This is a genomic window from Alteromonas nitratireducens, from assembly GCF_040812025.1.
Classification (GTDB): Bacteria; Pseudomonadota; Gammaproteobacteria; order Enterobacterales; family Alteromonadaceae; genus Alteromonas; species Alteromonas nitratireducens.
In genome coordinates this window covers 12,527-38,174 of the sequence record NZ_JBFNPK010000016.1, presented here as the reverse complement: position 1 = coordinate 38,174, position 25,648 = coordinate 12,527, and the positions used below count along the sequence as shown (strand labels likewise).

The 25,648-nt window shown below is 53.1% G+C and carries 24 protein-coding genes; 15 read left to right on the top strand and 9 right to left on the bottom strand.

The window, feature by feature from the left end; translation table 11 throughout:
* Positions 1 to 8: 8 nt before the first annotated feature.
* Positions 9 to 1,526, bottom strand: a complete 1,518-nt coding sequence (locus AB1N33_RS13320) for a DUF3336 domain-containing protein (protein WP_411272055.1) — start codon at positions 1,524 to 1,526, stop codon at positions 9 to 11.
* Positions 1,527 to 1,736: 210 nt separating this feature from the next.
* On the opposite strand from AB1N33_RS13320, the gene AB1N33_RS13315 reads away from it, so the two are divergent.
* Genes AB1N33_RS13315 through AB1N33_RS13305 form a run of 3 tightly spaced genes read left to right on the top strand, consistent with a single transcriptional unit; the run spans position 1,737 to position 5,083 of the window.
* The gene (locus tag AB1N33_RS13315) at positions 1,737 to 2,945 is read left to right on the top strand and encodes a DUF445 domain-containing protein (protein WP_411272054.1); all 1,209 of its coding nucleotides are present in this window, start codon (positions 1,737 to 1,739) and stop codon (positions 2,943 to 2,945) included.
* 14 nt (positions 2,946 to 2,959) lie between these two features.
* Positions 2,960 to 3,634, top strand: a complete 675-nt coding sequence (locus AB1N33_RS13310) for a TetR/AcrR family transcriptional regulator (RefSeq protein WP_411272053.1) — start codon at positions 2,960 to 2,962, stop codon at positions 3,632 to 3,634.
* Between the two features lie 3 nt (positions 3,635 to 3,637).
* A complete protein-coding gene (locus tag AB1N33_RS13305; RefSeq protein WP_411272052.1) occupies positions 3,638 to 5,083 on the top strand; it encodes a wax ester/triacylglycerol synthase domain-containing protein in 1,446 nt (481 codons plus the stop codon).
* Between the two features lie 42 nt (positions 5,084 to 5,125).
* Here the strand turns inward: AB1N33_RS13305 and AB1N33_RS13300 are convergent, their stop codons facing one another.
* The gene (locus AB1N33_RS13300; protein WP_411272051.1) at positions 5,126 to 5,845 is read right to left on the bottom strand and encodes a DUF1439 domain-containing protein; all 720 of its coding nucleotides are present in this window, start codon (positions 5,843 to 5,845) and stop codon (positions 5,126 to 5,128) included.
* Between the two features lie 191 nt (positions 5,846 to 6,036).
* On the opposite strand from AB1N33_RS13300, the gene AB1N33_RS13295 reads away from it, so the two are divergent.
* Positions 6,037 to 7,665, top strand: coding sequence for a GMC family oxidoreductase (locus tag AB1N33_RS13295; RefSeq protein ID WP_411272050.1), 1,629 nt, complete (start codon positions 6,037 to 6,039; stop codon positions 7,663 to 7,665).
* Here the strand turns inward: AB1N33_RS13295 and AB1N33_RS13290 are convergent.
* The gene (locus AB1N33_RS13290) at positions 7,631 to 8,251 is read right to left on the bottom strand and encodes a TetR/AcrR family transcriptional regulator (RefSeq protein ID WP_411272049.1); all 621 of its coding nucleotides are present in this window, start codon (positions 8,249 to 8,251) and stop codon (positions 7,631 to 7,633) included. The genes AB1N33_RS13295 and AB1N33_RS13290 overlap by 35 nt on opposite strands.
* Before the next feature lie 96 nt (positions 8,252 to 8,347).
* Here AB1N33_RS13290 and AB1N33_RS13285 point away from each other — a divergent pair, with 96 nt between their 5' ends.
* Together AB1N33_RS13285 and AB1N33_RS13280 are read left to right on the top strand one after the other, a co-directional pair.
* Positions 8,348 to 9,223: a crotonase/enoyl-CoA hydratase family protein gene (locus AB1N33_RS13285; protein ID WP_411272048.1), complete on the top strand. Its 876-nt coding sequence runs from the start codon at positions 8,348 to 8,350 to the stop codon at positions 9,221 to 9,223.
* A gap of 18 nt (positions 9,224 to 9,241) precedes the next feature.
* Positions 9,242 to 11,278: an FAD-dependent oxidoreductase gene (locus AB1N33_RS13280; protein WP_411272047.1), complete on the top strand. Its 2,037-nt coding sequence runs from the start codon at positions 9,242 to 9,244 to the stop codon at positions 11,276 to 11,278.
* A 44-nt stretch (positions 11,279 to 11,322) separates the two neighbouring features.
* On the opposite strand, the gene AB1N33_RS13275 is transcribed toward AB1N33_RS13280, so the two are convergent.
* A complete protein-coding gene (locus tag AB1N33_RS13275; protein ID WP_411272046.1) occupies positions 11,323 to 11,772 on the bottom strand; it encodes an acyl-CoA thioesterase in 450 nt (149 codons plus the stop codon).
* The gene (locus AB1N33_RS13270) at positions 11,765 to 12,481 is read right to left on the bottom strand and encodes a DUF8198 family protein (RefSeq protein ID WP_411272045.1); all 717 of its coding nucleotides are present in this window, start codon (positions 12,479 to 12,481) and stop codon (positions 11,765 to 11,767) included. The genes AB1N33_RS13275 and AB1N33_RS13270 overlap by 8 nt, the downstream gene beginning before the upstream one ends.
* 89 nt (positions 12,482 to 12,570) lie before the next feature.
* On the opposite strand from AB1N33_RS13270, the gene AB1N33_RS13265 reads away from it, so the two are divergent.
* The 3 genes from AB1N33_RS13265 to AB1N33_RS13255 are packed head-to-tail and all read left to right on the top strand — an operon-like array spanning position 12,571 to position 14,594.
* Positions 12,571 to 13,146, top strand: coding sequence for an elongation factor P hydroxylase (locus AB1N33_RS13265; RefSeq protein WP_411272044.1), 576 nt, complete (start codon positions 12,571 to 12,573; stop codon positions 13,144 to 13,146).
* Positions 13,139 to 14,266: an ATP-NAD kinase family protein gene (locus tag AB1N33_RS13260; protein WP_411272043.1), complete on the top strand. Its 1,128-nt coding sequence runs from the start codon at positions 13,139 to 13,141 to the stop codon at positions 14,264 to 14,266. Before AB1N33_RS13265 ends, AB1N33_RS13260 begins: the two co-directional genes overlap by 8 nt.
* A gap of 34 nt (positions 14,267 to 14,300) precedes the next feature.
* Positions 14,301 to 14,594: a YfcL family protein gene (locus tag AB1N33_RS13255; protein ID WP_411272042.1), complete on the top strand. Its 294-nt coding sequence runs from the start codon at positions 14,301 to 14,303 to the stop codon at positions 14,592 to 14,594.
* A 24-nt stretch (positions 14,595 to 14,618) separates the two neighbouring features.
* Here AB1N33_RS13255 and AB1N33_RS13250 read toward each other — a convergent pair whose 3' ends face one another.
* Entirely contained in the window at positions 14,619 to 16,922 is a 2,304-nt protein-coding gene (locus tag AB1N33_RS13250) for a diguanylate cyclase (RefSeq protein WP_411272041.1), read from the bottom strand.
* Between the two features lie 264 nt (positions 16,923 to 17,186).
* Here AB1N33_RS13250 and AB1N33_RS13245 point away from each other — a divergent pair, with 264 nt between their 5' ends.
* The 3 genes from AB1N33_RS13245 (at position 17,187) to AB1N33_RS13235 (ending at position 19,298) form a co-directional block, all read left to right on the top strand.
* Positions 17,187 to 17,831: a FlgO family outer membrane protein gene (locus tag AB1N33_RS13245; protein ID WP_411272040.1), complete on the top strand. Its 645-nt coding sequence runs from the start codon at positions 17,187 to 17,189 to the stop codon at positions 17,829 to 17,831.
* 5 nt (positions 17,832 to 17,836) lie between these two features.
* Entirely contained in the window at positions 17,837 to 18,583 is a 747-nt protein-coding gene (locus tag AB1N33_RS13240; protein ID WP_411272039.1) for a FlgO family outer membrane protein, read from the top strand.
* A 64-nt stretch (positions 18,584 to 18,647) separates the two neighbouring features.
* Entirely contained in the window at positions 18,648 to 19,298 is a 651-nt protein-coding gene (locus tag AB1N33_RS13235) for a FlgO family outer membrane protein (RefSeq protein WP_411272038.1), read from the top strand.
* On the opposite strand, the gene mnmC is transcribed toward AB1N33_RS13235, so the two are convergent.
* The gene (mnmC, locus tag AB1N33_RS13230) at positions 19,270 to 21,291 is read right to left on the bottom strand and encodes a bifunctional tRNA (5-methylaminomethyl-2-thiouridine)(34)-methyltransferase MnmC2/FAD-dependent 5-carboxymethylaminomethyl-2-thiouridine(34) oxidoreductase MnmC1 (RefSeq protein WP_411272037.1); all 2,022 of its coding nucleotides are present in this window, start codon (positions 21,289 to 21,291) and stop codon (positions 19,270 to 19,272) included. The two genes, AB1N33_RS13235 and mnmC, sit on opposite strands and share 29 nt — an antisense overlap.
* A gap of 221 nt (positions 21,292 to 21,512) precedes the next feature.
* On the opposite strand from mnmC, the gene fabB reads away from it, so the two are divergent.
* Positions 21,513 to 22,724 (top strand): beta-ketoacyl-ACP synthase I, encoded by a 1,212-nt coding sequence (gene fabB / locus AB1N33_RS13225; protein WP_411272036.1) that lies wholly within the window; start codon positions 21,513 to 21,515, stop codon positions 22,722 to 22,724.
* Here fabB and AB1N33_RS13220 read toward each other — a convergent pair.
* Entirely contained in the window at positions 22,718 to 23,437 is a 720-nt protein-coding gene (locus AB1N33_RS13220; protein WP_411272035.1) for a Crp/Fnr family transcriptional regulator, read from the bottom strand. The two genes, fabB and AB1N33_RS13220, sit on opposite strands and share 7 nt — an antisense overlap.
* Positions 23,438 to 23,521: 84 nt before the next feature.
* Here AB1N33_RS13220 and AB1N33_RS13215 point away from each other — a divergent pair, with 84 nt between their 5' ends.
* Together AB1N33_RS13215 and AB1N33_RS13210 are read left to right on the top strand one after the other, a co-directional pair.
* Entirely contained in the window at positions 23,522 to 24,277 is a 756-nt protein-coding gene (locus AB1N33_RS13215) for a class II aldolase/adducin family protein (RefSeq protein ID WP_411272034.1), read from the top strand.
* Positions 24,278 to 24,384: 107 nt separating this feature from the next.
* Entirely contained in the window at positions 24,385 to 25,155 is a 771-nt protein-coding gene (locus AB1N33_RS13210) for a ParA family protein (RefSeq protein ID WP_411272033.1), read from the top strand.
* On the opposite strand, the gene AB1N33_RS13205 is transcribed toward AB1N33_RS13210, so the two are convergent.
* Entirely contained in the window at positions 25,115 to 25,585 is a 471-nt protein-coding gene (locus AB1N33_RS13205; protein ID WP_411272032.1) for a hypothetical protein, read from the bottom strand. The two genes, AB1N33_RS13210 and AB1N33_RS13205, sit on opposite strands and share 41 nt — an antisense overlap.
* Positions 25,586 to 25,648 lie beyond the last annotated feature (63 nt).

Sequence of the window (25,648 nt, the reverse complement as noted above, 5' to 3'; positions counted from 1 at the left end):
ACTCGTTGTTATGCCGACTTGGTGTCGCTGCTTGTTACGGACACCGGGGGCGCTTTGGATGTTTTTTTCTGCGCAACATGACCCAGTTCGACCGCCTCGCGACGTTTTAGCTGTACCAGATAATAGCGCAAAGTCTCACTGATTTTGGTATTTCTTTCAATAACATCAATGTGAGGCCAGGTAGCACGCTCACCGCTCTCGATGAGTGCGGTGACACTCTCGAGCGTCGGGTTTGCCAGCACCTGTGACAGGCTCTTGAGCTGGTTTTCCGGCAGTATGTTGATATCACCCACATATTGCTGATCGATAATAGAGCGGGCTTTATGAATAGCCAGTTTGGCACCCTTGTGGTCAATCATCCGTTCGATCAGGTCAATGGCAAAGATGCTGTTCGATTTTGCCAGCTGGCCCAGATGGCGCAGGGTAATGTCGGTCATGGATGAGCCGCGACTCTTGAAAGTCGACAGGAAGGGGACTGCCAGCGGGTTTGTCTGACTGACAATACTGTGGTTCACCCCGTACAGCCGTGAGAGTCGCTCAAACGGCAGGTCAGCCATCAGTGAGCCGTCGGCAAAACGACGGTTCGGAATATACGGTACAATGTCACCACGTGGCGTTTTTGAACGCAGCTGCACCGGGCTGAATATGATCGGTACCGCACAGGATGCCCGAACCGCTTGCGCGATGATCGCGTTCGGTGATGTTTTGGCGTTCAGTAATCGCGAGTGCTGGTGGAGATCGGCCGGTGACACAGTCACCGTCACGTGACGCCCGGTTTTCTTAAAGGCCTCTTCGAAGGTAGTCAGGTCGAACAGTGTGATAAGGGCATTCTCCAGCGCCCGGCTGTCGAACAGGCTTTTCTTGCCAAAACCCGCAAACGCGCGCCAGTCACGGAAACGTTCAAAAATGTACTCGGGGCTGAGTGCATCCAGCAATTCGTCGTGTGTACGGGTGCCCAGCATCGCCGCAATAATTGAGCCTGCACTGGCGCCGGATATGACCGTTGGCAGCAGGTTTTTCTCATTCAGCGACTTCACGACGCCGCAGTGGAAAACGCCTAGTCCCGCGCCGCCTGAGAGCATCAGGCAGCTGCGTCCGAACGCATGGGCTGTCTCTTCGAAAAACGACAATTTTTCGTAGAAGTCGATGATATCTTCATCGGCGTGATAAATGGCTTCCAGTGCCAGCACGTTTTCATTGATAAAGTCTTCAATCAGCGACTTGGTGCCAATTTTACAGTTCTGTCTGAGCTGCGGATTGGCGATATTGCCGAGGTTGCCATGCAGTCCTTCATGGATAATCGAGGTAAGCGACTGTACGTCATCCTGACCTCGTGCAAGCCGCAGCCGCTGAACCCGTTTACGGATCAGCCTGTAATCGTAATCGCGACAGGCTTCTTTGTTCTTCCATTCTTCTGCACCGGATTGCCGGTCGTGCTCCAGACACGCTTCGCGGTACGCTTCGTACGAGGTTGCGTGTTTAATATCACGCTCAAGGGCGGTCAGTTTAGGGGAAAATAACGCCATAACCGGGTCTCCAACTGCAGTCAAAATGTGCCGGGTAAAGCCTCGGCGACCATCAGTGTAGAAAAGGAAATTAGAAAGCACTACCCAAAATTTACAGTTTAGGCAGATATCGTCTCAATTATGCTGTAGCGCAGATAAATCATTGACCAAAGCCTGTGCAGTCAGTAGCCTGATGTCATAACAATAAGAGCAGGACTCATCACACAGCTCATGGAGTGGAATTTTCAGATGCTGAGTTTGTTGTCCATCCCGGTCATCAGTGCCATTGTCGGGTGGGCGACTAACTACCTTGCGGTAAAAATGATGTTTTACCCCATCGAATTCGTTGGCATCCGGCCTATTTTCGGGTGGCAGGGACTTATACCTGCAAAGCGCCGGGAAATGGCCGAAATTGAAGTTGAGCTGGTGTTAGGCAAGCTGTTGAGCGTGGAAGAACTGGCCGGGCGCCTCGATCCTCAGGCGCTGAGTCAGGCCATCGAGCGGCGCCTCAAACAAGTGCTGCGCAAGGTCGTGAATGACGTAATGAGTGAGTCAGCTCCGGCACTTTGGGCGGCGTTGCCGGTGCAGGGGAAAAACCTGGTTTACCAGCGCATAGAAAACGACATTCCCCGTGTGGTTCACAAAATGGTGGATGATTTTCAGCATAATGTGAACGAAATCCTCGATATTAAAGAGCTGGTGGTTGAGCAACTGGTAAATTCACCGGAGCTCATCAACGAAATTTTCCTGACCGCCGGCAGTAAAGAATTCCCGTTCATCATTCGTTCCGGCTTTTACTTCGGCTTTCTGTTTGGTTTGCCAACCATGGCGCTGTGGTATTTCTATCAGGCCTGGTGGATCCTGCCCCTTGGTGGCCTGCTGGTGGGCTACGCCACTAACTGGATTGCGCTGGCAATTATTTTTGAACCCAAAAATCCGGTCAGAATCGGGCCCTTCACATTGCAGGGTATGTTTCTCAAACGCCAGAAAGAAGTGTCAGAAACCTACGCCGACATCATTGAGCGCAAACTCATCACCCCGCAAAACATCACGCATATCATTCTGCATGGTTCCGGTTCAGCGCAGCTGCTGGAACTGATAGAACTGCATGTTAACGACGCCATTGAGCGATATGTGGCCATTGCCCAGCCTTATTTTGCGCTGGGAGTGGGGTCAGAAAACTACCACCGCATGAAACGTCTGGCTGTTGAACAGATTTTTGAAAACTCGGACAAATACCTGCTCTATGCCTATGATTATGCCAATGAGGCGATGCGCGTTGGTGAGGATTTGTGCGAACGCATGCAGCAACTGACACCAACGGAATTTGAGGGCGTACTGCGTCCGGCCTATCAGCAGGATGAATGGAAGCTGATTGTGACCGGAGCAATTCTTGGGATGATTGCCGGTTTCATGCAGCTTTATCTGGTATTTGGTTAACCATGAAAACGAAAATGAAAACAGCACAACGGATATTGCTGACCGCACTCACCCTGTTCAATGAACACGGGGAAAACGCGGTAACCAGTGTGGATATTGCGCTGGAGCTGGATATCAGTCCTGGCAATCTCTACTATCATTACAAAGGGAAAGAAGTCATGGTGTCGGCCTTGCTGCAGCTGCACCAGAAACAAATGCTGACGCTGCTGGTGGCGAAGTCCGAAGAAGCGCTGACCGCAGAGGATGTGTTCTACTACTTCTACCTGTTGATTGATCAACTGCACCTGTTTCGGTTTTTTTATCGAAGTCCGGCCGATTTGAATGAGAAGTATCCGGACACGCAACGCACCCGTAACCGGCTCATGAAAGCGCTGTCCGGACGGCTTCAGCAGTTGCTGGAGTCGCTGGTAAGCCGAAAAGAGTTAATTGCATCGCAGGCCGATATCCGCCTGCTGACTGAGCTGATGCAACTGATCATGCTGCAGGCGTGCCAGCACGATGTCCAGTCGCAAACCATGGATGAAGAAGCACAGCGTTACCATGCGCTGTCACTGCTCATGGTCACGTTGCTGCCACGCTTAAAACTGCCGGAAGCACATATTCATGCTATTCAGGCGGCCATACATAGTCATACGCTGGCAAATGTTCAGACACGGAAGACACCAGAGTCGCTGGTTTTGGGAGAATAGACAATGGCGAAAACATTAACCTTTCTGGACAAGTCTTTCTGGTTAACAGAGTCGTCTGACAACCCCAAGCACGTGGCGTGTCTGCAGCGTCTCAGAATGCCTGAGGGGGCAGATACCGACAGTTATGTTCCGGCCCTGTTTGACGAAATGATCAGTTTCTCGCGGGCCACGCCACCGTTTAACTGCAAAGTGAAAGCCCTGTTCGGCTATCCTATGGGTCTGCAGCCAGTCAGAAGCATGCAGATGGACTACCATCTGCAACTCCACCGGATTGACGATGTGACCGATAAAGTCGCACTTGATGATTTTATCGCCCGTTTACACGAAACCCGACTCGATCCTGACAAACCACTCTGGCAATACCATTTTATCTGGGATGGTAAACACCGGGACTACGCCATATATGCCCGGGTTCACCATTTGTATGGCGATGGCGCAACGCTGGTGCGCTGGTTTCAGGCGGGATACCTGAATACGCCAACGGATGAAATTTCTCACCCACTCTGGGCGCTTAAACGATTACGTCATAAAAAAGACCGGCCAGGCAGAATTACCCGCATGTGGCAGGGTATCACTGGCTTTGTGCGTACGGTGCTGGACCTGGTGGTGATATTTTCCCGCTTGTTCCTTAAGCTGATCAGGATCAATCCCCACTACATGCCAATTCCTTTCAGCGGCACCAAAACCGTACTCACCGGACAGGTCAGGGCGGGTAGGGCTGTTGCCACGACTGATCTGGACTTTACCCGGGTCAAGGCGCTGGCTAAGCGAACGCGCGCGACTGCCAATGAAATTCTCCTGTGCGCCTTTGATATTGGGGTACACCGGCTGCTACAGGACCATGGTCACGTCTTCAAGAAAGGGCTGTACACCAACATGCCTATCAATTTGCGTAAACCCGGAGAGAAGACCACGGGAAACAAAATTGCCATTGTGCCGGTAAAGCTGGCGCACGGAGAAACAGATCCTTACCTGCGACTCAGGCAGATCATTATCAACCACCGCATTGTTAAGCATGCCGCGCAACATGCGAGTCCTGCGGCGTTCAGTGCCTATACCATTATCATTCAGTCTTTTGCCCTGGTGTTTGAATGGCTGCACATATCCAGCCTGGTAAAACCCATCGCGAATATTCTGGTCAGTAATGTACCGGGCCCCAATGATGTGCGCTACCTGAAAGACAGCGAACTGCTTGGCAACTATCCGGTGTCGACCATGACACCTGGTGGTGGCGTCAATATCACCCTTATGACCTATGCCGGGAAAGCAAATATTGGCATGGTCTGCTGCAATAAGAACATTAAGTCACTGCAGCCGCTGGTTGAGTATTTTCAGGAAGCTTTTGACATGCTGGAAGCCAGTGTCGACGACCCGTCACTCAACATTGACGATATTGGTGAACACATTGAGCGGGTACCGGTATCGATTGTGTCTGATCTGGCTGGCTAGTGAATCTGTTATACCGCAGCCTTGCCTGCGGTGACGTCTGGCTCAGAAGTAAAATCTGAGCCGGCTGTCTTCTATACCAACGCGTTGCCCGAGCAGGGAAAACAGATATTCCCGCCAGTGTTCCTCGCGCATTTGATGATGCAGGTCGAATTCGTTAAGGGTATCAAGCAGTGCACGTTCTATCTGTGGCCGGTGATAATCGAGTACGCGCTGCATACTGCCATCCATGTAAAGCAACAGATAATCCAGCGTTTGCTGACTGATCCCGCCTGACATCATCGACAAGGCGCCGAGCAGCGACTGGCCGACCATGCTGCCGAGACTGAAGCCCGGTACAAACTTCTTTATCAGAAACGTGGTGTCTTTTATCAGTCCGTAGTCGTCGTTTATCAACCGCAACGAGTCGATGGTCATGTTTTCCAGATGCAGTTGTGCTGTGTCTCTTTGATAACGTGGCTGGCAGCTGACAGCGATCATCAGGTGAGCACGGTAAATTTGTGCCCCTAACGCCTGTACATTCAGACTTGCCAGAGCCTGTAAACACAGTCTGTTGCTGGCTTCATGGCATTTAACGCTGCCACGCATTACCTCCACGGTGCCATTTCCGACCGGTATGTTTAACGGGAAGCGTTGCGGGAAGTGTGGTGCGATAAGTGCGTTCAGTTCATCCTCAGTAAAATCATCATGAGTAAGCCGCCCCAGTTTTACCAGTGTCCAGGCCAGTGCGAACTGCCATTTATCACGCCATTTCAGGTGCTGCATGCATGCTACGTGTTAATCAAATCTGCAAAAACTTTAACATATTACTACCCGCATGTGACCAAGATTTGCTAATCTGGTCATACCATTAAACGGGAATGCCATCGCGGCACTCATGTCCGGGATTACTGCAGACTGGGGACGATGTCATGTAATGAGACATCCCGGTTTAAATGAACATTGAGGAAGGTAGCGTGCAGGAACCAGTAGTATCCTATGATTACATCGTAGTGGGCGGCGGCTCAGCAGGTGCCGTCGTGGCGTCACGACTGAGCGAGAATCCGGCGCTGCGGGTTTGCTTGCTGGAAGCGGGTAGTAAAGACACTAACCCACTGATTCATATTCCGTTTGGCATTTCTTTGCTTAGCCGCTTTGATGGTATCGGCTGGGGCTATCATACTGCACCACAAAAACACCTCTATGAACGTGAACTGTTCTGGCCCCGGGGTAAAACGCTCGGTGGCAGCAGTTCGGTCAATGCCATGTGTTACATCCGGGGCGCCCGGGAAGATTATGACCGCTGGGTTGAGGAAGGCGCTGAGGGCTGGAGCTTTAACGAGGTACTGCCGTATTTTAAAAAGGCAGAGAACTTCGAAAATGGCGCTGATGACTTTCATGGCACAGGCGGACCGTTAAGTGTGGAGAACCTGAGACATAAAAATGAATTGTCTCATGCCTTTGTTAATGCGGCTGACGCGATTGACGCGCAGGTGCTTGACGACTTTAACCGAGACGACCGGGAAGGGCTGGGTTTTTATCATGTCACCCAGCGTGGTGGTCAGCGTTGCTCAACAGCGAAAGGCTATTTGTCTGAGGCGCGCTACCGCACAAACCTGACGGTGCTGACCGGCGTGGTAGCCGAACGTATTTTGCTGAAAGACAAGCGGGCAATCGGGGTTCAGGTTCGCGAGAAAGGTAAGGTAAGACGCCTGCATGCAACGCAGGAAGTTATCCTCAGTGGCGGCGCCATTAACTCACCGCAACTGCTTATGCTGTCTGGGATCGGACCAAAGTCTCATCTGCAGGAACTGGGAATTCATGTTCAACAGGATCTGCCTGGCGTAGGCGAGAACCTGCAGGATCACCTCGATGCCATTGTTCAGATGCGTTGTAAGGCGCACAAAGGCTATGCGGTTGCGCTGGGTGCGCTGCCTGGCTATATCGGAGCAGCATTTACCTACCTGTTTAAACGTCGTGGTCCTTTTTCATCAAACATTGCCGAGGCGGGTGGGTTCCTGCGTTCTTCACTAGCCGAAGAGGGCATGCCGGATATGCAGTTACATTTCTTACCGGCAATTTTAGAAGATCACGGCAGGCAGATGGCGTTTGGATACGGCTATGGGGTACATGTGTGCTGCCTCTATCCGAAAAGCCGGGGGCGTATCACGCTGCAGAGTAATCATACCGAAGACCATCCATTAATTGACCCTAACTATTTGTCTCATGAGGACGATATTGCAGTGATGGTTGAAGGCGTGAAAGTGGCACGAAAAATTCTTGCCGCTAACCACTTCGACGAATACCGTGCGCACGAAATCTATCCGGGCGACGAGGCGCAAAGTGATGAGGACATCATTGAGTTTTTACGCGAACGCGCTGAAACCATCTATCACCCGATAGGTACCTGTAAAATGGGACGCGACGACGACCCTATGGCCGTGGTTGATGCCCGCCTCAAGGTCCGTGGTATTGACGGGCTGAGGGTGGTCGATGCGTCGGTGATGCCGTCGCTGGTGGGCGGTAATACCAATGCGCCAACGGTAATGATTGCCGAGCGTGCGGTCGACTTTATCCGTGAGGATGCGCTGGCGCCGACGACATAAACAAGTCGGCAGCGCAGTCACACATTTCATCTATATGGCTTTCATCGGCGTAGATACCGTCGATGAGAAGCCGGGCAATGCCATGTAACGTTCCCCAGGTGACCTGTGCCAGTCGCAGCGGTTCCTGTTGCTGGGGTAACAATCCTCTTGCCTGCCAGAAGCGTGTCATTTCAACCTGAAACTGAAAGCAGGGGTAGGCAACCTGCTTCAAATCCTCGGTTGCACGACCGGTTTTCCACAGCGCGCGTCCAAACATCAGGTCATACATTTCGGGGTTTGATGAGGCAAATCCGATGTACCGATGAATAAACACACGAAACCGGTCACGCGCCGACATGCTGTCATCATCAAAAATGTCTTTGGCCACAGCATGCCACTGCTGAAACCCCTCGGCAGCAATCGCACTAAGCAGTGCCTGTTTATCCCTGAAGTGGTGATAGGGGGCAGTGCGGGACACGCCGGCCTCTTCTGCCAGTTTACGCAGAGACAGACTTTCAATTCCGTCTTCGGCAATACGGCGGCGGGCGGTATCGAGCAGTGTGGTGCGCAAATCGCCATGATGATAGCGCTGCGAGGATGCTGACATAGTGATGACCTGCTTTTTTCACTCTTATCTTGACAGTGTCAACATACCCTTTTATCTTGACACTGTCTAGTTTGCAAAAATGTTAATGGAGGCGGCATGCTTACCGCACAGCAACTCAGTGAAAAAACATTCGAAACGCTCAGCGTACGTTTCGAGGGGCCTGTCGCTTATTTACAACTTAACCGGCCCGATGCCCTGAACAGCATGTCTCCTGCGTTCTGGGCTGAATTCCCTGAAGCCGTACAGGCGATTGATGACACCGGAGAGGCCAGGGTGCTGATCATTTCTTCTACCGGCAAACACTTTTCTGCCGGCATGGAACTGTCCGTGTTTACCGGCATGGCAGAAAGTTTTCATGCAGATCCTGCCCGCCGTGCTGAGAAAATGCGTCGTCAGGTGTTAGCGCTGCAGCACTGCTTTAATGTTATTGAAAATGCACGTATTCCTGTGATTGGCGCCGTTCACGGCGGCGCGATAGGCGGTGCCATTGATTTACTGTGTGCCTGTGACATGCGCTATGCCACCCGCGACGCATTTTTTACCGTTAAGGAAACACAGATTGGAATGACCGCTGACCTGGGCACGCTGCAGCGTCTGCCTAAGCTGATACCGGTGGGGCTGGCTAAGGAACTGGCGTATACCGGCAGAAATTTTGGGGCCGATGAGGCGCTGGCCTGTGGTTTTATCAACCAGACGTTCGATGATCACGACGCTCTCCTGCGAGGCGTCACGGCGATAGCGCAGCAGATTGCAGCGAATTCGCCAATGGCGGTGGCCGGTACCAAGCGCATGATTAATTACGCAGTGGATCATAGTGTTGCTGACAGCCTGGAGTATATGGCGACATGGCAAAGCGGCATGTTCCAGATGGAAGATGTACAAAAAGCCATGGTGGCGCAGAAAACCCGTCAGCCTGCCGACTTCGAGCCGCTTTTTGACGGTTCGACAGATATTGCAAAGAACAGTAAATAACATAACAGGAACTCTTTTATGACAACATCCGCTCACCCTGTTTACCCTCATTTGTTTCAGCCACTGGACTTAGGCTTCACGACGCTAAAAAACCGCGTCATCATGGGCTCTATGCATACGGGCCTTGAGGAACTGCCTGATGGCCATCATCGTATGGCAGCATTTTATGCCGACCGCGCTCGCGGCGGCGTAGGCCTGATTGTAACGGGCGGTATTGGTCCTAACGAAGAAGGCTCAACGCATCCTATGACCCGTCGTCTTGATACAGACAAGGCGGTGGCAAACCATAAGATCGTCACCGATGCCGTGCACGCGGCCGACGGTAAAATCTGTATGCAGATTTTGCATACCGGTCGCTATGCGTATAGTGAAAAACTGGTAGCGCCGTCCGCCATTCAGGCCCCAATTAATAAGTTCAAGCCACGTGAGCTGACTCCTGACGAGATTGAAAAGCAGATTGAGGACTTCGTTTTTACTGCCACGCAGGCGCAAAAGGCCGGATATGACGGTGTCGAAATTATGGGGTCTGAGGGTTATTTCCTGAACCAGTTTATTGCCAGACGGACCAACCATCGTGACGATGAGTGGGGTGGTGAGTATGAAAACCGCATCCGTTTACCGATTGAGGTCGTGCGCCGTGTACGTGAAGCGGTGGGTGAGCACTTTATCATCATTTATCGCCTGTCGATGCTGGATTTGGTTGAGGGCGGCTCAAGCTACGACGAAGTGGTTACCCTTGGTAAGGAAATTGAGAAAGCGGGCGCGACCATTATCAATACCGGTATTGGCTGGCATGAGGCGCGCATTCCTACCATCAACACCAAAGTGCCCCGCGCCGCCTTTACCTGGGTGACCGCGAAGTTTCGCGATGCTCTGTCGATTCCGGTTGTCACGTCAAACCGCATCAATATGCCCGACGTTGCCGAAACGGTACTTGCACGCGGTGATGCCGACTTGGTATCGATGGCGCGTCCGTTCCTGGCAGATGCTGATTTTGTGATTAAAGCCGAGCAAAACCGGGCGGATGAGATTAACACCTGTATCGGCTGTAACCAGGCCTGTCTTGATCACGTGTTTAACGGCAAACTGACCAGTTGTCTGGTTAATCCTCGCGCCTGTCATGAAACCGAACTGGTAATCACTCCGGCCAGCAGCAAAAAGCACATTGCGATTGTGGGTGCCGGTCCCGCCGGACTGGCGGCAGCGGTTACGGCGGCGCAGCGCGGTCATCGCGTGACGCTGTTTGATGCCGCAGAGGAAATTGGCGGCCAGTTTAATATTGCCAAGCAAATTCCGGGTAAAGAAGAGTTCTATGAAACCCTGCGTTATTTTAAGCGTCAGATTGAGCTGCATGACACCATAACACTGAAACTGGGCACACGCGTTGATGTTGATATGCTTAACAGCGGCGGGTTTGACGAGGTGCTGCTGGCAACCGGTATCAAGCCTCGTACACCGGATATCGACGGTATTAACCATCCAAAAGTAATGTCATATCTGGATGTGCTTCGGGATAAAAAGCCGGTCGGGCAGTCCGTTGCCATCATCGGCGCTGGCGGCATCGGGTTTGATACGGCCGAATTCCTGGCGCACGGCAAAGCCACACCGAGTCAGGATATCAGTGCATTCATGAAAGAGTGGGGCATTGATATGACGCTGAATGCACGCGCCGGGGTTGAGGGTATGTCACCGCAGCCGGAGCCTGCAGCCCGTCAGATTTATCTGTTGCAGCGTAAATCAAGTAAAGTCGGCGCCGGACTGGGTAAGACCACAGGCTGGTCGCATCGTGCCGGCCTGCTGATGAAAGGGGTAAAGATGATTCCGGGTGTGACCTATGATCGCATTGACGATGAGGGATTACACATCACCGTTGACGGTCAGTCTCAGTGTTTGCCGGTGGATAATGTGATTATTTGTGCCGGCCAGGAGCCGCTGCGTGAACTGACTGTGGGGCTGACCGTACCGTACCAGTTAATTGGCGGTGCCGATGAAGCGCTGGAACTGGACGCTAAGCGGGCGATCGACCAGGGTACCCGGGTGGTTGCGGCGCTCTGATGATCTCCCTGTACCATGTAATGGCCGGCGCGTTGCGCCAGCCATCATGTCAGGTCGAGACAGGCTCCACCATATATTTCCACAAATGGCCTGGGCATGCGCTTGGGCGCGCCGGTACTCAGACTGGCACAGATAAACTGGGTTTGTGCGGCAAATACCACCTTTTCCCGCCGGGGACAGATAAACTCGAACTGCCTGGTCAGTGACAGTTTTCCGTCACAGGCCACAATCCAGGTTGCGGTTGCCAGCGTATCGCCGAGGTGGGCGGGCTGGAGATAGTCGAGCTCATGCCGTCTTATCACCATCGCTCTGTCATGCGCCTGGTAATCAGAAAAACTGAGTCCGAGTGAATTGGAATGGGCCCACGCCAGCTTTTCAACCTGTGACAGGTACGCCACATTGTTGACGTGCTGATAGTGGTCAATATGACTTTCCTCTATTTTCCACGGCTGAATAAACGGCGCGTTGTAACGCCAGGGTAATGACTCATACATCGGGTAGTGGGTTTCCTGTTTCCGGATCAAACGATTCACTGAACAGCATCTGCATAATGTCGCGCTCGCGTGTCAGTACCGGGTCAATAAAACTGTGTACATCGCCAATGGCTTTAAAGGCGTTAAAACCGCGCTCCAGAAACTCGTGAAGCGTCAGCAGGCCGGCCAGTTGTGCCGGTTTACGGGCCAGCTTTATCAGCATGCCGATACCACGAATGTTGATGACCTCTGCCAGCTGGTCACCCAAATGGGTAATGATCTCGATTTGTCTGGCACGTTTGTCAGGCTCGCCGACATCGCGGTATGCCTGGGCATAATTCGTCCGGTTTATGATGACGGTGTCTTCGCGACACAGTTCCCGCAGGCGCTGGCTCATTTTCATGTCCAAATCATAGGACAGGGCGTTCAGTGACAGAGCATCATCCAGGGCGTTCATCGCTTTGTCGGGCAACACGCGGGCCAGCTTAGGAATTACCCGTGCAAGGTCAGCATCGCGCTGGCTGAAGTCTTTCGGCCCGTACAGTTCGTCGACAAAAAAGCCCATCGCCAACTGGTATTTTGGTTGCCTGGCCAGATCATCATGGGTCGCCAGCAGCCGCTGACATTGCCATTCCTGAAGCTGTGCAATCGCCTGGGTCAGTCCCATTTTTTCAGCAAGATCGCGATAGGCGTTAACCTGATGCAGATGTCCAATGATTGCTGAGGACACATTTTTCTCCTTAGTAAAGCGGGCTAAATAGCGCTGTAAACTGCTTTTTGTTACACTCTCGCGCCATGAACCAACCCGCTGACACAACGATGAATGCAGTAGTAAATGGCACTGCGCCTGATGCGCAGGAGTTTGCAGATACCTCAACATTAATAGCCGCATTTAACCAGAAATTTGCGCCTGCCTACAACACCCGACTGGTCAGAGGTAGTGATGAACCGGTTTATCTGCCGGCAAATGCCGACTGCCCCTATCACCAGATTGTGTTTGCTCATGGCTTTTTTTCCAGCGCGCTGCATGAAATTGCCCACTGGTGTATTGCAGGGCGAGAACGTCGTCTGCTTGAAGATTATGGCTACTGGTATTGTCCGGACGGGCGGGATGAAAGTCAGCAGCGGGCGTTCGAACAGGTCGAGGTAAAGCCGCAGGCAATCGAAAAGGCCTTTACGCTGGCATGTCAGCGTACGTTTCGTGTCAGTACCGACAATCTGAATGGCGCAGAGCCAGACAGAGAAAGTTTCAGCCGCGCGGTAGACGAGCAATATCGCTGGTATTGTGAAAACGGGTTTCCGCCCCGGGCGCAGGAAGTACTGGCACTGCTGACTGACACGTTCGGCCAGTCCCCTCACCATGACACTGTCACTATGGAGCAGCACTATGCATGAGCGCGCATTCCGGCTTGGCCTTATCGTGAACCCGTATGCGGGGATTGGTGGTGCACTGGCGTTAAAAGGCAGTGACGGTAAAGAAGTCCGAGAAAAAGCGCTGTCGATGGGCGCGGAAAAACAGGCGAATGCCAAAATGGCGCGTGCGCTGAGTGTTGTTCAGGATATCTCCGCCCCTTTTCATATATTTACGGCAGCCGGTGAAATGGGGGAAAGCGTCTGTCAGGCGCTGGGGTTACCCCATACGGTGGTGTTTTCAGCCACCGGACAGACTGAAGGTGAAGATACGATGGCGGCCGCCGCCGCATTGCTCGAAGAGAATATCGATGTACTGCTGTTTGCCGGTGGCGATGGCACGGCACGCAATATCTACAGAAGCGTCGGTGAGCGAGTGCCGGTGCTTGGGGTGCCAGCCGGGTGTAAAATTCACTCCGGTGTCTATGCCATCTCGCCCCCGGCGGCAGGAGAGGTCCTCAAACAGCTGATTAACGGTGAACTGGTAAGTGAAACCGATGGCGAAGTGAGAGACATTGATGAAGTCGCGTTTCGCGCGGGTAAAGTGATTGCCAGACCCTACGGCGAAATGCGGGTACCAGAGGCGCTGCAGTATATTCAGGCCGTGAAAATGGGGGGCCGCGAAGACGATCAGCTGGTGCAGGATGATATTGCTGCCTTTATCAGTGAGATGATGGAAGACGAGCCTGACACGCTGTTTGTGATGGGGTCGGGGTCGACCGTAAATGCAATCATGGCGCACCAGGGGCTGCCGAATACCCTCCTGGGTGTCGATGTTGTTGAAAACGGTGAGGTTATTGCCGCCGATGTTACTGCCGCCAGCCTGCTCGAACTAACAGGGGACAAACCCGTGAAGGTGATCCTTACCGCCATCGGCGGACAGGGGCATATCTTAGGCCGCGGCAATCAGCAGCTAAGTCCGGCGTTTATTCGTCAGGTCGGCAAGGAAAATCTGATCCTGGTCGCTACCAAACAAAAACTTAATGCACTGAATGGCCGGCCGCTGTTGTTTGATTCGGGAGACGATGCGCTCGATGCACAGCTGGCGGGTACCATACAGATTGTTACCGGGTATCGGGATAAGGTGCTTTATCCGGCCCGCTGACGTGCGCCTTAACATAAATCAGTAAGGAGGTTGTGTGCAGGCACCACCACAGGCACCACACGATGTGGTTCGACAAATTAATGTTATAGAACATGCGCTGGATGATGTGGTCAATACCGGCAGTGATGATGAACTGTTTGTCGCCAGCTATCTGCAGGGGCATTTCGCGGTGATCGCCCGGGCGCTGGAGATGGATGAGCACGCCACGCTCGATGCGCTTGACGATCAAATGCGTAAAAGTCTGGTGACGGCTTTCAGAAATAAAGAGCTGGAAGAGGCGGACCAGGAGCAGGTACTGCTGTTGTGGCAGCGGTTACGTTCTGACTAAGAAAACGATGAACGGGCCTTTGCTTCAGGCCCGTTTTGGCTGTGCCTCAGAATTGTACCAGCAGAGCTGGTTTCGTCCTCCGGCTTTGGCCTCATACAGCGCACTATCGGCCAGGTTCAGGTGCTGTGATACGGCATCCGGCTCGCAGTCGGTCACCAGCGTTGCGCCCAGACTGATGGTCACATTCAGTGCATGTTCTCCATACTTTACCGTCATGCTATGCACCGATTTGCGCATTTTCTCCAGTACCTTCATTGCGTCGGATTTACTGGTGTTATCCAGGATGACAGCAAACTCTTCGCCGCCGAGCCGGGCAAGATAGTCATCTGAACGACAGGTAGCTCTGAGGGTTTGTGCGACACGCCGGATAACCTCGTCACCAGCATCGTGTCCGAAGGTATCGTTGACCTTTTTAAAGAAATCGATATCAATGATCGCAATGCAGCAGCGGGTGCTGCTTTCTTCAACCAACCGGCTCTTTTCCATGAAGGCGCGGCGGTTAGGCAGCCCGGATAACGCATCGGTCATAGCCAGTTCGCGCAATCGTTCCTCAGCTTTTGCTCTGGCGGCTTCCAGGCCGACCGCATAAAACAACCCGGAAAGCGCATCGAGCAGTGGCTGCATAAAGCGTGCATCGTCTTCTGTATAGCCTGTGGTTTTGTTGGCCAGGCCAATCATGCCCACGGTGTTGTCTTTTAGCTTGATGGGCAGCCCGAGGAAACGGGTAATGCGCGGGTGGCCTTTCGGGGTGCCTCGCGATGACGGATGAGAGGCAGGCGTATTACTCAGCACCATATCGCCGGTCGTGATGACGCGACCAAATAAATTATCAAAACTCTCGAAATATAAATCACGATCGCGGTAGCGCTGGACAAGCTGCGAGCTGCTAGCATCCCATGAAATTTCTGAAGTGGCGTGAATAAAAAGCCGGGTAGTGCCGTTTTCTTCGATGATTTCGCCGATAAACGCGAACTGACTGTCTGAGATGTCAATCAGTTCTGGAAGAATAGCCTGGCAGGCGCCGGTCAAATCATTATGCGTCAGATAGTGTGCTCTGGCTTTGTTGATAAATTTGAGCAGCTGTGTTTTTTTCTTCTCAGTGAGTTCCTGTTCCATCCGTTGGGTAATATCACGATGGATCCCGGCCAGCCTGACCGGCTTGTTGTGTTCATCACGCTCCACAACTTTGCCATAGGTTTCCACCCAGACCCAGTGTCCTTTGGCATGGCGCATACGAAACTGTGCACTGTATACATCGCGCTTACCCTCAATGTGTTCATTAAGCGCGCGCTCGACCTGCTGTACATCTGCAGGATGAATGAGCTGCCGGAAATAGCGTACGCTGGGATCATAGTCCTCAATACTCAGCCCTAACATTTCACCCCAGCGACTGTTGACCTGGTTGACATCAGCAAGCATATTCCAGTCCCAGGTGCCAAGTTCGGAGGCTTCCAGCAGTAATCGCATCCGCTGGTTGGTTTCGTTAAGGCGATCCTCAATGTATTTCTGATCACTGGTGTCGAATAAAAAGGCCTGTATGGTGCGCAGGTCACCGTTAGCATTAAATGTTGCAGTAGACAGCATACTCAGCCAGATGTGACGTGACGCGGTTGTCATACACAACCGGCAGGAATGCGTGGGAACCCCTTCCTGATGATAATTAATCGCTTCGGTGAATTGCTCTTCGCTGTCCCGGGTCATCAGGTCCTGCAGTGTGACGTCGCCTCGCATCAGCTGTTCATGACTGATGCCCAGAATACGTTCGCAGTTTTGTGACACCTGCGTCAGTTTCAGGCCTTTACTGAAACGCCAGGTGAGCTGCACTATCGGTGAGGCCTCGATCAGCCCCCGTTCCTGAAACAGTTGCTCCAGCTCTTTCCCCAGGCTTAGTTGGTTACTGACAATCTGACTGATGCGAATCAGCGCGGCTTTATGCGTTTCTGACAATGTTCTGGGCTTCGGATCAGCCAGCCACAGCGCGCCCACCAGCATACCGTCAACAAATAGCGGGAAGCCGGCATAGAAACGGATATGCGGCTCTTCTCTAACCATAGGCAGCCTAGAGAACGTCGTGTTTTCGATGGCATTGGCAACAATGAGCGGTTCCGCCTGACTGACAGTGCGATGGCAAAAGCTGTCCTCTTCGTCAATAAAGGTGTAATCAAGTCCGCAGGAGGCAATAAGGATTTGTTGACCGCCACCGGTGATACTGACGGATGCCATACTGACATCAAACAGACTGGCCAGCGCATTGACCAGGTCATCCAGGTTTTCCATGGCATCAACATTCAGCGCCAGGTCATCGGCTGTCGTTATCGCATGTTGCACAGTTATATTCTCTTACCGGTTCAGGTGCCAGTGCTCACCGCACAGGCAGCAACGATTAAAGTTCCGCTCGTTAATCGTAGAACAGCGATGCCGGTTTACCAATTAGCCATTTGACTAATATCCGCCACATCTAATAGAAAAACGGCAAAAACTTGCCGCCTGTCATAACGAAACAACAGACGTGTAAGGCACCGAACGGGTAAGTTCTGTCTGGTACAGAACTTGCTGAGTCTGGCATGCCGGCAATCAGTAGATGAGTTTACAATGGTTAAGTTTAGATTATCTTTTCGTCAGGGCAGTGCGCGTCGCATTGCAGCGTGTGGCGTTTTGCTCGCAGGCTTCTTCACTGCGGGGTGTCAGACATCCCCGTCCGCGTCAAACTCTGTGCCGTCGGACGGTTTGCCGGTACCGGCATTGGGGAATGTGGAATACCACACCCACCGGTTAGCTAACGAACTGTTTTTCTCGCTGCGTCCCGGCCGACAGGCACGCTACGCCGTCGCCGGCTTCGTGCCGGTTGACACTATGAAATATGACAACAGTCATCAGCAACCCCTAATGCTGTTAGGTCATCAGCTTGAGCAGGGGATAATGACGGAAGCGACAAAACGCGGGTTTGTCACTCAAGAGTTTAAGGTTACGAACGATATAATAATGGGAGAAGACAGCGATCGCGTCCTCTCACGCGACCTTGAGCAGCTTGCCGGTGTAGAACGGGTGGATTTCTTTATTACCGGTACGCTCGTCTACCAGCAGGCTGGTGCGATGGTGAATGCCCGTGTCATCAACGCGCGCAGCAAGGAAGTAGTTGCCGCGGCGACCCGTTTTTTCCCGGCAGAGTTATTCTGGGAGTCTGAGCAGGTAACTACCCGGCAGGGCCGTATTTACAGAACAGAAGAAAAGAGGTAATTCACATGAAAACGCGTCAGTTGTACCGCTGCCTGCTTGCCAGTGTGTTGGCCACAACGGCCTCTGGCTGCGCAATGATGCAAGATGAGCAGGTAACGCGCGAAGCGCCGCAGTCATCCATGAATGTGGTCGATATTATGGCGGTGGATGAGCCTCAGTCGTCAGCACCCGCAGCGGCGCAGAATGACGTCGACAACTTCGGTGCACTCGGTCAGCCGCAGCTTTACTCCAGCGTTCAGGGCGCGTACAAAGGGCGTCCTTTGACCAAGCACGTCGGCGATTACGTCAAGAACATGACTCAGGATCTGATTGCCAACATGGAGTATGTGAGTGACAAAACGCCGGTAGGGGTTACCCATTTCGCGCTGCTGGATTCCGATCTTAAAGAAACCAACCTGCTCGGTCGCCAGATGGCCGAGTCATTTATGCATGAACTGCACAAATTCCGGGTGCCGGTGGTGGATTTCAAAGCCACTGATTACATTCGCATTACCGAAGAGGGCGATTTTGTCCTGTCGCGGGATTACCTGGAACTTAACGCAAGTCTGCCTATCGAGTATGTGCTCACCGGCACGATGACCAAACATCAGGGCGGCGTGCTCGTTAATGCCCGGATCCTGGGGATGTCTTCCCGTGCCGTGGTCGCCAGTGCCCAAATGCTGGTTCCATTTTACGTGGTTGAGGCGCTGATACCGAGTGATGGCGGTCAGCGCAGTGGCATGCGTGATGGTGTTAAACTGAGCAAAGGGTAAAACAATGCAGGGTTTTGTTAAGAGCTTGATGCTTCCTGTTGTTTTCGCGATGTCTGGTTGTGTAATGACACAATCCGAGGCGCCACGCTACTGGCTGGCGGAAGACGGTAACGTGCATGCCATGGCAGATGAGCCAGTGGTACCATCAGGTTCTGGATTGGGTTATCAGCCCGACTCGCGGGACCGTGAGTACGAGATGCAGGCACAGCGCCAGGCCAGCCAGCCGAATGCACTGAACACCGGATTTTCACCGACGGTCACCCACAAAACGCTGGTGGATTATGCTGAACAACTGGCAATGGGACTAATGAGTAACACCCGCCAGTTGTCGGCAGACGAGCTGGTAGGTGTGACCAGTTTTGTCAGGCTTAACCGTTCTTTGCGTGAACCGACCATACTGGGGAATCAGTTGGCGGAATATCTGATGGGTGAACTGCAAACGTTCGGCCTCGGGGTGGTGGACTTTAAGCTGGCGCAAAATATTACGGTTACCTCGTACGGTGACCTGGCGCTGAGCCGGGAAGCCAGCAGGCTTGCATCAAAGCTGAATATGGACCATATCGTGACCGGTACCATGGTTGAAGATGAGCGTGGCATTCGTGTTAATGCCCGTATCGTGTCGGTGGCCAATCAACAACTGGTTTCCAGTGCCACTGTCTACATTCCGGCTTTCATCGTTAAAAGCCTTATTCCTGAGCGGGTGGCAGCGGAGTAAGTTTCCCGCGCAATGCATCCCTGATAATAAACCGGCTCGGACTGGTGGCGTTGAGCAGCGTCTGAGGTAACGGCAGTGGCGCATGCAACAGCTCACAGGCCAGGGTCTCGGCAAGCAGTGGCGCGGTAGTCAGTCCGCGCGACCCCAGCGCTGTGAGTGTGACAATTCGGCTTTGCGGCGGCAATGGCAGACTCTCAAGCGGTTTGCCATCACCAAGCCGGGCACATTGTTGCCACAGCGCACTCAGTCGTCCTGCCACCCCGCACAATGGCTGATGATCGGGTACGCCAAGCCGCACGGCAGCGCGGGCTTCACCGTCATGCCGCAGGGTTTGGATCCAGTCACAGTCAGCCAGCGCCTGCTGATGTGTCGCCAGGTTCATGGCGCTTTCCGCCGCGCGAATGTCGGTTGCCGTATCCTGTTTCACATAGGTAGAGCCCAGCGCGTGTCGCCCCCCGTGCTGTGGAGTCAGATACCCTTTATGGCACAGAACCTGACGCAGCGGCTTAAGTTCAGAAGTGGTGGGTACCGCTTCAACCTGGCCCCGCACCGGTCTGAGTGGCAGCGGTGCAAAGTAACGTGATGATTGTGACTGATGCCCACACGCGAAAATGCAGTGAGACGCCGTCAGTGTGTCGCCTTTATCGGTGCGCACGGTGACGTGGTCGGGCTGTTCTTCAACATCGCAAACCCGGGTGCTGGCACGCAGGGTCAGCAGGCCGGTATCCTTAGCCAGTGCCAGCAGCGCCTTAACCAGTTCCGGCGGCGACAGCCAGCCGCCCAGCGGAATCGACAGTGCCGGGCAGGGTAATGTCAGTCCGGCCAGCGCAGAGGCAGCATCAGCCTCAATCAGGTGAACCAGCTCTTCAGGCCACAAGCCGCTGGTGGCAAGCTTATTGTGTCTGGTCTGACTGGCGGGGTTAAAGCCAAGCTGTAGTACCCCACAAAACTCGTGGGCCAGCGGCTGTGTCGCCGTTACAGCCCGATACTGCTCGCTGGCATACAAAAAACAGTGAGCCTGGATCTGACTGGCCAGACTGGCCTCGGCATGTAACTGTGGATAGAAGCCACCCTGCGGATTGCCGGATGCGCCGGACGCTACGTTTGCGTCGTCATAACACAAGGTGACGGGGATCCCGCGCTGACACAACGCCAGTGCACAGGCACTGCCTGCCAGACCGGCACCAATGATCAGTACCTCACCGGATACCGGAGGCGTGCGGTAACGTGCCCAGGGACCTGCGGGCGCACTGTGGTCAGGTGCCGATGTCATGACGCCGGTCAGCATTTCACGTTTGCGTCCGAAGCCTTTAATTTTTTGTACTGTAAATCCCGCAGACTGAAGACCGCGTTTTACCACGCCAGCCGAGGTGAACGTGGCCACACTGGCCTGAGGCCTGCTCAGACGCTGCAACTGCTCAAACAGCGGCGTAGTCCACATTTCCGGGTTTTTACTTGGTGCAAAGCCATCAAGAAACCACGCATCCACCAGGCCTGACGCGGGACATGCCCATTGCGGCAGACTGTCATGAATATCACCAATCCATAAATCCAGAATGACCGCACCATGGGCAAAATGGCGTCGGTGACAGCCCGCCATCGCCATCGGATACTGCTCTGTAAGGGCGGATGCCTGCTCGCTGAGCTCAGGAAAGGTGGCCAATGCCTTTTTCATTGCCGCGGCGGGCAACGGAAATTTCTCAGTAGACAGAAAATACAATTGCCTGAGCGGGTGCGACGGGTGTTGTTTTCGGAACTGTTCAAAGGCCTGTGTGGCGACCAGAAAATTCAGGCCGGTACCGAAGCCGGTTTCGGCTATCACAAACTCGCGCCGCGTATGCTCCAGCCAGCGCCCGGGCAGTCCGTTTGCGGTCATAAAGACATAACGGCTTTCTTCGATGCCGCTGTCGTTTGAGTAGTACACATCATCAAACGCGTCTGCAACCGGCGTTCCGGTTTCATTAAAATGTACACTGGCTGTCTGGGATTTCACTTCTGACCACTTTTTACTGTCCGATACCGGCATCGGGCGATTAAATTTTTGTGAACCTGCACGGATCACACCTATGCTTTATTGCAATTGATGATCATACCGTTCATGGTAAACATTGCCTAGACTGGAAAGCGGATATCACTGCCGTTGCCGCGAAAAGAGCAGACCACTTTCACGATGAAAATCGTTACCATAGGCCGCATCAACGCAAAGGGATAATTATGAGAAGAGCAGTCATCACCGGGTTGGGTATTGTGTCCAGCATCGGCGTAAACAAAGACGACGTTGTCGCATCACTGAAAGCCGGTAAGTCCGGCATTACATTTTCTGAGCAGTTTGCTGAGATGGGCCTGCGCAGCCAGGTCTGGGGAAACATCGATATCGATGTCAGCGAGCACATTGACCGTAAAGCACTGCGCTTTATGGGTGACGCAGCGGCTTATGCCTATATCGCGATGCAGCAGGCGATTGCCGATGCAGGTCTCGAAGACAGTGACATTTCGAATGAACGCACAGGCATTATTGCCGGCTCTGGTGGCGCATCGAGTGAAAACCAGGTGCTGTCTGCGGATATCCTGCGTGAAAAAGGGGTAAAGCGTGTTGGGCCTTACATGGTGCCACGCTGCATGGCATCGACGGTATCAGCGTGTCTTGCCACCCCATTTAAGATTAAAGGGGTGAACTATTCTATTGCATCAGCCTGTGCAACCAGCGCGCACTGTATCGGTAATGCGCTTGAGCTTATCCAGTTAGGTAAGCAGGATGTTGTGTTTGCCGGCGGCGGTGAGGAGCTGCACTGGTCTCTGTCCAGTCAGTTCGATGCGATGGGGGCGTTATCGTCAAAATATAATGCCACCCCAGAGCTGGCATCGCGTACCTACGATAAAGAGCGTGATGGTTTTGTCAGTTCCGGTGGCGGCGGCATGGTCGTGGTCGAAGAACTTGAGCATGCGCTTGCGCGTGGTGCCACGATTTACGGTGAAGTTGTCGGCTACGGCGCGACGTCGGATGGCTATGACATGGTGGCGCCGTCAGGTGAAGGTGCGGTGCGCTGCATGAAAATGGCAATGCAGGGTATCGATGCCCCCATTGACTACCTGAACACCCACGGAACATCAACACCGGTTGGCGACGTCAAAGAGCTTGGCGCGATCCGCGAAGTCTTTGGTGACAAAGGCGTACCGATCAGTGCAACTAAATCGCTGACCGGGCACGCGCTGGGCGCGGCGGGTGTCAACGAAGCCATTTACAGCCTGCTGATGATGCGGCATAACTTTATCGCACCATCAATTAACATCAGTGAACTCGATGAACAGGCCGTCGGCCTGGATATTGTTACTACAGCCCGCGAGGCAACGCTGAATACCATCATGTCCAATAGTTTTGGCTTTGGTGGCACCAACGCGACGCTCGTTTTCAGGCGTTATCAGTAACCTGTGGTGGCGGCCCCGGGGCCGCCATTTATTCCATCCAGTAAATCTCCCGGGTTGTGTACCGTTATCCGCCGGTAGCCCAGTGTCAGTTTTCCTTCTTCCTGTAATGTGCGCAAGATCTGGTTCACGGTCTGTCTGGAACTGTTGATCATCTGTGCAAGCGCTTCCTGAGAGACCGTCAGCGTGACGGGAGATGCGCCCGCGAAATGCTGGCCGTAACTGGTCATCAGCATCTGCAGACGGCGCAGTAACTGCTCGCGCAGGCTCATGCTGGCGGATGCATCAATAAACTGAAACGCACTTCTCACACGTGTGCAGAGCAAGCGCATGAAATAGGGATAAAAATCCGGGTGCGTGTTAAGCAGGTGCTGAAAACGGGTGCGTGATATCACCGCCAGTTCCGCTTTGGTTTCACAATAGACTGTGTGGGTCCTGGCTTTATCATCGAACATCGCCACCTCGCCAAACCAGTTGCCAGGATCAAGCAGGGCCAGCAACATTTCTCTGCCATCCGGACTGTGATGCGCTACCCGTAACCGGCCCCGGCAAATCCCGTAAAACCCGGAGGCGCTGTCATCTTTCAGATGCACCGCCTGACCCTGCTGATAGAGCCGCAGGGTTGCGGCAGATAAAAGCACATCCTGCAGCGGCAGGGGCATGGCAGAAAACCAGGCCTGCTGGCTGAGAATGTGGCGTTGCTGAGATGTTAACATTTTTACAGCATTGTCGTATATCCGACAGTCTAGAATAGTGGAACTGCCTATGCTTTAGCAAATACCAATGTGAGGAGAGTCAAAATGACGGCATCAGTAAAAAACCAGGTATCTGCAGAAGAATGGCAAACGCGCGTCGACCTGGCTGCCTGCTATCGGGCAGTGGCAATGTATGGCTGGGATGATTTAATTTTTACCCATATCTCTGCACGCGTGCCCGGGCCTGACCATCATTTTCTGATTAATCCGTACGGTATGATGTTTGATGAAGTCACCGCATCCAGCCTGGTCAAAGTGGATTTGCACGGAAACAAGGTGATGGATGGCCCCTATGATATCAACCCCGCCGGCTTTACTATTCACAGTGCAGTGCACGAAGCGCGTGAGGATGCGCGCTGTGTGATGCACCTGCATACTGTGGATGGCGTTGCCGTCTCGGTGCAGGAAGAAGGGCTTAAACCGTATTCTCAGCAGTCGCTGTTCCCGCTGGCGTCGCTGTCCTATCACGCCTATGAAGGCGTTGCCCTGAATCCTGATGAGAAACAACGCCTGGTGGCCGATCTCGGTGATACCCAGTTTATGATCCTGCGTAATCACGGCCTGCTGACATGTGCTGATAATATTCCGGACGCGTTCCTGTTTATGTTCATTTTACAGCGGGCATGCGAGATCCAGCTTAAAGCCCAGGCCAGTAACGGGCCGCTGATTGAAATCAATGAGCGTATTCTGGCCGGGATCCGCAGTCAGGCCGATCAGGTGACCCGTCAGGCCGGGGGTAGCCTTGCCTGGCCCGGTCTTAAGCGCCGTCTTGACCGGCTGTTACCGGGTTATGAACAGTAGCGGTGAATCCGGCGGCGCTTTTTCGTTCAGTTTTGATTGCACTTTCTAATTCCTGTTTTTAAGGTAATGGCTTATCGCGGTGCAGGCAGACAGAAACGGGAAACGCAATGATAAGGGTACTGTTTAATAAGAAAGGCGGGGTGGGGAAGTCAAGCCTGGCGGTGAACCTGGCTGCTGTGTCCGCACATCACGGGCTGAAAACCTTACTCCTTGATCTCGATACCCAGTGTAATGCCAGCCGTTATCTGTCGGTCCCCACTGACGCAAAAGAAAACAGCATTTTCGAATTATTCGAGCAGACCATTACGTTTCATCTGCGCCGCAAAACCCCGATGGAATACTGCCAGCAAACCCGCTTTGAGAATCTCTGGATTATTCCGGGCTCACCGTATCTTGATGATATTCAGAGCGAGCTGGACAGTCGCCATAAAATCTACAAGCTGCGTGAAGCACTGGCAGACTTAGCGCGCGAGTTCGACAGGATTTATATTGATACGCCGCCGGCACTCAATTTTTACAGCTTATCGGCGCTGATTGCAGCGGATGCGGTACTGATCCCGGTGGACTGCGATGACTTTGCCATTCAGGGGCTGATGAGTCTTCATCGCCAGATTGCAGAAATTCGCGAAGACCATAATGACGGGTTGAAAATTGAGGGCATCATTGCGAATCAGTACATGGCGAATGCCAGACTGCCGAATAAGATTGTAGATGAGCTGATTGCCAGTGAGTACCCGGTTATCCCGCAGTATATCTCGCAGTCAGTGAAAATGCGGGAGTCTCATCAGGAGCAGAAACCCCTGATTCATCTGGCACCCACCCACAAGCTGACCCAGGCTATCGTGTCGGTTTATGAGGAGCTGGAGGCGTCCCGTTAGCCCGGTGTGCGCCTTCGGTCAGTGAGGTGCTGTAGCCTTTGCTGTTGAGCCAGGCGAGTCCTTCCTCATCATTCGGAAAAATTTTCTTTTCAAACACAGTGCCGTCAGCGCTGACAATGCGATTGACATAATACTGGTTGATGGCTTTTTCATTGTTGATGTGGGCGGCATGTGTCAGTCCGTTATCGATACACCAGATCACCAGGTCACTGATGATACTGTCAACGCCGGGAACGCCCATTTCCCATTCGGCGAGGTAGACCAGATGACTCCAGTTACGGCGCGTAAGCGGTGCAGCTTCCAGTTTGAAGTCGCGACAAAACGCCTCGGCTGTATCGGTATTCCAGCCGCCTTTCACCTCTGCCACTAAAATGGTATTTTTCCGCTGGATACGGTAGTAACCATGAGCAAATTTGTCGCTTTCAATCATCGGTTCATTTTCTCGCTACACTGCCTGATACAACCATATACTGGTTAGTGTATTACATTAGCC

What these genes read in the sequence shown, in the direction of transcription:
- AB1N33_RS13320 (WP_411272055.1), bottom strand. Translation starts at nt 1,526, where the DNA reads ATGGCGTTATTTTCCCCTAAACTGACCGCCCTTGAGCGTGATATTAAA.
- AB1N33_RS13315 (WP_411272054.1), top strand. Translation starts at nt 1,737, where the DNA reads ATGGAGTGGAATTTTCAGATGCTGAGTTTGTTGTCCATCCCGGTCATC.
- AB1N33_RS13310 (WP_411272053.1), top strand. Translation starts at nt 2,960, where the DNA reads ATGAAAACAGCACAACGGATATTGCTGACCGCACTCACCCTGTTCAAT.
- AB1N33_RS13305 (WP_411272052.1), top strand. Translation starts at nt 3,638, where the DNA reads ATGGCGAAAACATTAACCTTTCTGGACAAGTCTTTCTGGTTAACAGAG.
- AB1N33_RS13300 (WP_411272051.1), bottom strand. Translation starts at nt 5,845, where the DNA reads ATGCAGCACCTGAAATGGCGTGATAAATGGCAGTTCGCACTGGCCTGG.
- AB1N33_RS13290 (WP_411272049.1), bottom strand. Translation starts at nt 8,251, where the DNA reads ATGTCAGCATCCTCGCAGCGCTATCATCATGGCGATTTGCGCACCACA.
- AB1N33_RS13285 (WP_411272048.1), top strand. Translation starts at nt 8,348, where the DNA reads ATGCTTACCGCACAGCAACTCAGTGAAAAAACATTCGAAACGCTCAGC.
- AB1N33_RS13280 (WP_411272047.1), top strand. Translation starts at nt 9,242, where the DNA reads ATGACAACATCCGCTCACCCTGTTTACCCTCATTTGTTTCAGCCACTG.
- AB1N33_RS13275 (WP_411272046.1), bottom strand. Translation starts at nt 11,772, where the DNA reads ATGTATGAGTCATTACCCTGGCGTTACAACGCGCCGTTTATTCAGCCG.
- AB1N33_RS13265 (WP_411272044.1), top strand. Translation starts at nt 12,571, where the DNA reads ATGAATGCAGTAGTAAATGGCACTGCGCCTGATGCGCAGGAGTTTGCA.
- AB1N33_RS13260 (WP_411272043.1), top strand. Translation starts at nt 13,139, where the DNA reads ATGCATGAGCGCGCATTCCGGCTTGGCCTTATCGTGAACCCGTATGCG.
- AB1N33_RS13245 (WP_411272040.1), top strand. Translation starts at nt 17,187, where the DNA reads ATGGTTAAGTTTAGATTATCTTTTCGTCAGGGCAGTGCGCGTCGCATT.
- AB1N33_RS13240 (WP_411272039.1), top strand. Translation starts at nt 17,837, where the DNA reads ATGAAAACGCGTCAGTTGTACCGCTGCCTGCTTGCCAGTGTGTTGGCC.
- AB1N33_RS13235 (WP_411272038.1), top strand. Translation starts at nt 18,648, where the DNA reads ATGACACAATCCGAGGCGCCACGCTACTGGCTGGCGGAAGACGGTAAC.
- fabB (WP_411272036.1), top strand. Translation starts at nt 21,513, where the DNA reads ATGAGAAGAGCAGTCATCACCGGGTTGGGTATTGTGTCCAGCATCGGC.
- AB1N33_RS13220 (WP_411272035.1), bottom strand. Translation starts at nt 23,437, where the DNA reads ATGTTAACATCTCAGCAACGCCACATTCTCAGCCAGCAGGCCTGGTTT.
- AB1N33_RS13215 (WP_411272034.1), top strand. Translation starts at nt 23,522, where the DNA reads ATGACGGCATCAGTAAAAAACCAGGTATCTGCAGAAGAATGGCAAACG.
- AB1N33_RS13210 (WP_411272033.1), top strand. Translation starts at nt 24,385, where the DNA reads ATGATAAGGGTACTGTTTAATAAGAAAGGCGGGGTGGGGAAGTCAAGC.
- AB1N33_RS13205 (WP_411272032.1), bottom strand. Translation starts at nt 25,585, where the DNA reads ATGATTGAAAGCGACAAATTTGCTCATGGTTACTACCGTATCCAGCGG.